A 5,823-nucleotide genomic window follows, 5' to 3' on the forward strand; every position below is an offset into this window, starting at 1 on the left:
ATATATAATAGAGTAGGGGCTTTAAGGCTCATATATTTATTGGCCATTTGTAATGAGCTATTTTTAGCAATTATTACATGTATTTAGCTACCATTATTTAGCCTTACCAAGTGAGAGAAGCATAGATGGTATCTTATGTTTTAATTTCTACACACAAAAAAGAAGACTAGAAAGTCTTCTCCTTTTCATTTAATCCTTTTCACGATAATTGGTTCTTCTTTCTCCTAGCTGTTTCACAGCCTTTTTAGCCTTCTCCTGCTCCTGGTAATGATCAGGTATCGCTCCGCAGTTAATTTTAATTAATGGACCTTTTCGTTTTCTTTGCTCGTGAATGAAATTAGCCAGGACATCTTTCCCGACTCCAGATTCTCCTAACAGTTATATCGGTAAGTCATTCTCAGCAAACCTTTCTGCAAGCGACATTACCTGCTTCATGTTCATACTCTGATAAATAATATGCTGTTGATTGCCTATTTCATTCCGCAACCTCTCTAAGTTCTTTTGATACATGTCTTTGATTTGTTGTGTTTCTTCAAGTTCTTTTTGCAGCCGGTTCATTTCTGTTATATCTCGTAGGTTGGAAACAACGAACAGTATTTCATTATCTGCATCTATATAAGGAGTGGCTGTGACGATACACTTTTTCCCGTGTTCATATTCAATAATTATCGTACAAGCTTGTTTCGTTTCAAGGACAATCCCAGCACTAGTTTTTGGAACCGCCATCATTTCTACAGCATCGTAAAAAACATAGGAATTAATAAATGCATGAGACAAATTAAGGCTTCATTAGTGAGAATCGGATAACCTTCGTACAATCAGAAAAATACACTGTCTAAGTAGAGGATGGAGAAAAGGCACTAACCATTGTGTTGGTGTCTTTTTTTATCTTTTAAAACTGATTCTGGTTCATTATCTATAAGTTTTTTTGAAGAATAGCTTACAAGCCACTGATTCTAATATAGTAGGAAGCATGACCGCGTATGACTATAATTAATCCATTGAATGTATGAACAGATTCCGTGATTGATCAATTAGATCTTCGGAAGAAACCATCAATGAAAGATGGTAGAAGTTAAAGTGTTTTGAAAAAAATTAATTGGATTTATAAAATTTTTAAAAAAATAAAGACTTCCTCTGAAAAATCCACAATTTAGAGTATTGGATAAAAGAACATTAATACTGCCCCAAATTAAGGGCGATTCCACTGTCTAATGAAACTAAAGGGTCCTTAGTATATATGCTAATGTGAATTTTGCGTTTTACTAAGAATCGCATCAGAATTGGGGAAATACATAAGCAGAAAGATTTTTCTTAGTTTTCTTAGTTTTCTTTATTTCGTATTTGTTCACGGATTGTTTCAAGTTCTTCTAAGGATAGATCACCTAGAGATTTTTTTATTTCTTCTTCAATCCTTTTTCGATCAAGCTCCCTATATTTATTCCACCAGTCTCGTAATCCTTCCGTGTTTTCTAGTAGATATTCAATGTCAATTTCTTCTTGTTCATCATCGGATAAATACTTCATGACGGCACCTAACAATCGGTTGAGTTGAACTATTTCATTTTCCTTAACTAATGGTGAGACCTTATTTTCATTCTCTTCATTATCTTTGTTTGACGGTACATTTCGAGGTGTCATATATATTATCCTCCTGTTTTTAATAGTAGTGTTCCTAAAAGAATGGAATTCAATTTATTTCTAATTAATTTTCTATAGTCGTTACTATTCCCTGAAAAATCGTGTTGCAGAGAAAAGATATTAACATTTATGCTAATTACTAATTTCAACAAATACCTCGTTAGAATATAAAATATTACCGTCAACCTGTAAATTAGTGATAAAAGTAAGGTAGAATGGTAAGAAAGATATCTTAAAAGGATATAAGTGGAAATAGAGAAGAGGAGCTCTAAGTTATTCCTACGAAAATTGTTAAGTATGGAGATTATTTAAAATACATACATATAGCAGATACAGTCCGTCATCGGGAACTGGCGTATATCCATCCTCAGATTTCTCTCAATGTACGAGTTAAGTAACTGGGGACAACCGAGGTATAATTGACACATAAAATCCGAGGAGTGTTGTTGTACCAATGATTACAAACGAAAACATAAAGTATGTGGCAATTTATTTGCGACTATCAAGAGATGAAGAAAACCGAGGGATTGAAAAAATCCTCGCTTGCCACAGAAATTCATTAACGGAACTTTCCTATGAAAACGAATAGAAACTCACTAAGGTATAACTAATAGTTCAATAATGAAAACAAAAAAAGACGCCCCGTTGTGGGACGCCCGATTCATTCACGTGCAAGTTGTTGACGAATGGGTCTTAGACGGCGATTACACGCAATTTTCATTATCTAGTGAAGCACGTCAACCAGGGCGGTTTAGTGAACAAAAAAACATCCCCGAAAGGATGTCTGTTTTCATTTATTCATTATCTTTTTCAATTTTCATTTCGTTCACTATATTTCTGAGTTTTTCGGTATACTCTTCACCTGTAAGAATACCCCTTTTTTTCAATAAATTCACTAAAGTTAAAACAGTGGCCATTTGTATGTCTTGCGGGCTTAATTTTCCAACATCCAAATTTTTTAATTCATCTTGAGCATTCATATTATCACTTCCTTCCATTTACTTCATTTCAACAAATGGAACGGTTTTACTTGCTTAAAAAAAGGACTCCGCTTATTAATCGGGGGTCCTTTTAATATTCATCTTCAATTGGTTTATACCATTCATAATCATATTTTTGTTCCTCCGCAATTTTAATTTTTGGCTTTGTTAAGTAGTATTGTTGTTTTTTAGGTATAAAATACGGGAACGTCCGATTTGTACGTTCCCGTTCTTATTCCATTAAAGCCCCCTATAATGGAATAACTGTAAAGCTAATGAAGCTTTTTTAAAAGCTGCGTTTCCCTGCCCAAGCTCCTTGCATTTTACTAAGGAATACAATTTGCCCAATATGATATGCGTCGTGCATTGCTAAACTCTTCAGTTCAAGCACTAATGAATTATCTTCTCCTGGGATCTGTCTATACAAATCTTCATGTTCTGATTTTGCTAGTATTTTTCCAAGTTCACGATGAACATAAAAGTATTCTTGTTTTGTTTCCTTCCAATTTTCTAACGTCTCAGTTGGTAATCGAAATGTAGATTCATTATTTTCTGCCTGTGGTTCATTCGCTGTTTCACCAAGAAATCGCATCAGAAATCTCTTTTCATAGAAAAGTAAATGACAAACTAATTCCCAAATGGAATTCATTGCCCCATCAGCTGGTTTCCAAATTGCCTGTTCAAAAGTGATATCCTCTAGCACTTTTTCAAGTGGTGGAAACCAGTCTTCTTCATCTAAGCAGCTTGYCCATTGTTGTAACAAAAGTGTCTTTACATCCATTTTCTATTCCCTCCAATTTAATCCCTTTAATAGATAATCCCTTTGGTCAAAACTCATTTGCGGCGTGTTGTTGTAGATAGCTCACTAATTAAGGTGTCATGCCAATTCCTTGTTCAATTAAACTGGCCCTTTAACGAAACAATGAACGTTCCGTTATTTGTAAAATTCTGATAACTTCAGTTTATCATAAGTTGTGTTAACTGAGAAAGAACAACTGTCTAAAACCATTTTGGTTATCGTAAAGTTATCTTTTATATGTTTGATGGTGTCTAAAAATTGGAACCAGCTCAAATAATGGTCTAGATATTTAGTCGCTACACCATTAAAACGCTCCATCCAGCTCTTTAAATGGCTGTGATAACTTTTACATTCTGGATGTGATAAATCCCTTTAACTCGCTCCCTACCATTTGCTTTAAAGCGATGATGCTCAATTCCTTTTTCTTTGGCATAAGTCATAAACGTCCGCCAAGCATCCGTACATAGAACATTTTGTATTGATAGCTTGGAACCTAAGGCTTYGTCCAAACTCTTTTTTATAATACGCCCTTTTCCTATTGTTTTGGAAAACGTTCTCTTTTGGCGGTCTCTGGCTACAAGAACGCATACTTGGTCCTTACTTATTCCTCTAAACTCCGAACTACCACCGCGTAACCTTGGTTTTCTGGATATTCCGTTTTCCTTTCTCGGAATAGAGGAAATAGGTTTCATCCATTTCTACTATGCCTTCGAAAAGTTCAAAATCCATCTGTTTCAATGCAGTTAGAATTTTATGCCTCCAATAAAAAAGCGTCACATAATGAGCACCAATGAGTTTAGTTGATTTCAGAAGGGAATCCCCTTCAATCATACATCGATGAACTGAAGCCATTTACTAGGCATATGAGTTCTGTGAAGAGGAGTGTTCGTCATATCTGTGAATGTTTTAGCGCACTCTTTGCAGCGGTATCTTTGACGTTCAATGGTATTGATTGTAGTTTTTACCTGATATTTACCGAAGCGAATGGCATTAGTGGATTGACAATGGGTGCAGGTATAGCCGTCTTTGTGTTTCTGTTCTGATACATCAGTGAATACAGACTCTGTTTCTCCCGCACTCCCTAATGAGTTTGTGAAGAACTCCTTCAATCGCTGCTGGTTTCTTTGGCTAAGATTTCTGATTTGGTTAATAATGTCCACTAACGCCATTAAAACTCATTCGCTCTCGGTAAATTTAGTTCGTCATAGAACGAACGTTCGAGAAAATCAAATAACAACATTATTCTTTAACAAAGCCTAATTTTTTGATATTCATCTTTTGGCATACCTTCCTAAACTTTTGAAGCGCCATGGTCAACTTCAGTTGATTTAGGATTCGTATGCGGGGTTGTGTGTCCAAGGTCATTTCAAATGACCTTAGGATTTCAACTATATAAAATCCGACTTTCAACATTACGCAGCTCTCCAGATGAAACACTGTCAGCCACAATATATTGTAAAGTTCTCGTGGCCGTCATTCGTTTGTCTGGATGTTTCATTTGAAGATGCTGTTGTATCGCTCGAAAAAGTTCATTATTCTCAGGTCGGTTAGCGTTATATATTTCTTGTAAACTATTTGGCTTTTCCATGGCTTCTCCTACTTTCCAATGAATAATATTCGTACACACGGTACTTGATACGTAGTTCCTCAAGCTCCGCCTTTTTCTTCATAATGTACAAACAACATCAAGTAGATTGCCAATAGAAGGTGCAAATAAAGTGGAATATTCTTATCGTTTTGAATGACAACAAATATGAAAATTCCATATAGCAAAATTGGAATGGTTAAAAGGATTCTGAGCTTAGTCAAATGTCATCCCCCATTTATCCTCAATTATTAATACATCGAGCATTTGAGCAACCTGAAAATCCTTTTCGGCAATCGCACTAATTAAACTTGTACAATTATTCTCCCTAAGAACATTTGCTAACAATTRTAAGTCCATAGTTATTATTGGTTTCATAGTAACTCCTCCTAATACACTAAATATTCTGATATTTTAATACTAATTCACCAAATTGTAGCTAGCAACCTTTATAAAAAATAAATTTATTCATATATGGTTAATCGTCCTTACTTTTTAATTTTTTTCAATATAATGACGGAGTGAAATTATTTAAAAAAAGTGTGTAACTTCTACTGACTTTTACACTCAGTATGTATAGATACTATATAAGCACAAAAAGGAGAATATCAGATGAAGAAAATTAAACAAAACAGAAGTGAACGTGTAGGGACGCAATTTACCAAAAGCGACATGCAAAAGATTATTGAATTCGCAGAGGATTACGGTAATAATTCCATTTTTAAAGCTGTGGAATTATTAACCATTAAAGGATTATCCAAATAACAAAAAGGGAGTCGTTCTAATGAATTACGTAGATATTTTGATAATTTGGTAGC

General features: G+C 34.6%; 9 protein-coding genes and 1 pseudogene. 1 reads left to right on the top strand and 9 read right to left on the bottom strand.

The annotated features are described in order from the left end of the window. Positions 1 to 189: 189 nt before the first annotated feature. The 9 genes and pseudogenes from AC1DUW_RS19640 to AC1DUW_RS19680 form a co-directional block, all read right to left on the bottom strand. On the bottom strand, positions 190 to 378 hold the full coding sequence (locus AC1DUW_RS19640) for a sigma 54-interacting transcriptional regulator (RefSeq protein WP_082527356.1): 189 nt from the start codon (positions 376 to 378) through the stop codon (positions 190 to 192). Beyond that, positions 379 to 729, bottom strand: coding sequence for a hypothetical protein (locus AC1DUW_RS19645; protein ID WP_477643258.1), 351 nt, complete (start codon positions 727 to 729; stop codon positions 379 to 381). 594 nt (positions 730 to 1,323) lie between these two features. Continuing rightward, positions 1,324 to 1,641 carry a hypothetical protein gene (locus AC1DUW_RS19650; protein ID WP_053346042.1) on the bottom strand — a complete coding sequence of 106 codons (318 nt, stop codon included), beginning with the start codon at positions 1,639 to 1,641 and terminating at the stop codon, positions 1,324 to 1,326. A 794-nt stretch (positions 1,642 to 2,435) separates the two neighbouring features. After that, positions 2,436 to 2,621 carry a hypothetical protein gene (locus tag AC1DUW_RS19655; RefSeq protein ID WP_053346043.1) on the bottom strand — a complete coding sequence of 62 codons (186 nt, stop codon included), beginning with the start codon at positions 2,619 to 2,621 and terminating at the stop codon, positions 2,436 to 2,438. Between the two features lie 286 nt (positions 2,622 to 2,907). Next, positions 2,908 to 3,402 (bottom strand): DinB family protein, encoded by a 495-nt coding sequence (locus tag AC1DUW_RS19660; RefSeq protein ID WP_477643259.1) that lies wholly within the window; start codon positions 3,400 to 3,402, stop codon positions 2,908 to 2,910. A gap of 153 nt (positions 3,403 to 3,555) precedes the next feature. Next, a pseudogene (locus AC1DUW_RS19665) lies at positions 3,556 to 4,589 on the bottom strand (IS1595 family transposase). A 215-nt stretch (positions 4,590 to 4,804) separates the two neighbouring features. After that, a complete protein-coding gene (locus AC1DUW_RS19670) occupies positions 4,805 to 5,008 on the bottom strand; it encodes a hypothetical protein (RefSeq protein ID WP_053346047.1) in 204 nt (67 codons plus the stop codon). 59 nt (positions 5,009 to 5,067) lie between these two features. After that, positions 5,068 to 5,229 (bottom strand): hypothetical protein, encoded by a 162-nt coding sequence (locus tag AC1DUW_RS19675; protein WP_157444319.1) that lies wholly within the window; start codon positions 5,227 to 5,229, stop codon positions 5,068 to 5,070. Continuing rightward, a complete protein-coding gene (locus AC1DUW_RS19680) occupies positions 5,222 to 5,383 on the bottom strand; it encodes a hypothetical protein (RefSeq protein WP_477643260.1) in 162 nt (53 codons plus the stop codon). The genes AC1DUW_RS19675 and AC1DUW_RS19680 overlap by 8 nt, the downstream gene beginning before the upstream one ends. A gap of 234 nt (positions 5,384 to 5,617) precedes the next feature. Between AC1DUW_RS19680 and AC1DUW_RS19685 the strand changes: the two genes are divergently transcribed. Beyond that, a complete protein-coding gene (locus AC1DUW_RS19685; RefSeq protein ID WP_161804921.1) occupies positions 5,618 to 5,770 on the top strand; it encodes a hypothetical protein in 153 nt (50 codons plus the stop codon). Positions 5,771 to 5,823: the final 53 nt, after the last annotated feature.

The sequence above is a fragment of the Peribacillus sp. P4_C12 genome (genome assembly GCF_056402095.1).

Bases quoted from the DNA above. Each gene is read 5' to 3' on its own strand.
- AC1DUW_RS19645 (WP_477643258.1), bottom strand. From the start codon at position 729: ATGATGGCGGTTCCAAAAACTAGTGCTGGGATTGTCCTTGAAACGAAA.
- AC1DUW_RS19650 (WP_053346042.1), bottom strand. From the start codon at position 1,641: ATGACACCTCGAAATGTACCGTCAAACAAAGATAATGAAGAGAATGAA.
- AC1DUW_RS19655 (WP_053346043.1), bottom strand. From the start codon at position 2,621: ATGAATGCTCAAGATGAATTAAAAAATTTGGATGTTGGAAAATTAAGC.
- AC1DUW_RS19670 (WP_053346047.1), bottom strand. From the start codon at position 5,008: ATGGAAAAGCCAAATAGTTTACAAGAAATATATAACGCTAACCGACCT.
- AC1DUW_RS19685 (WP_161804921.1), top strand. From the start codon at position 5,618: ATGAAGAAAATTAAACAAAACAGAAGTGAACGTGTAGGGACGCAATTT.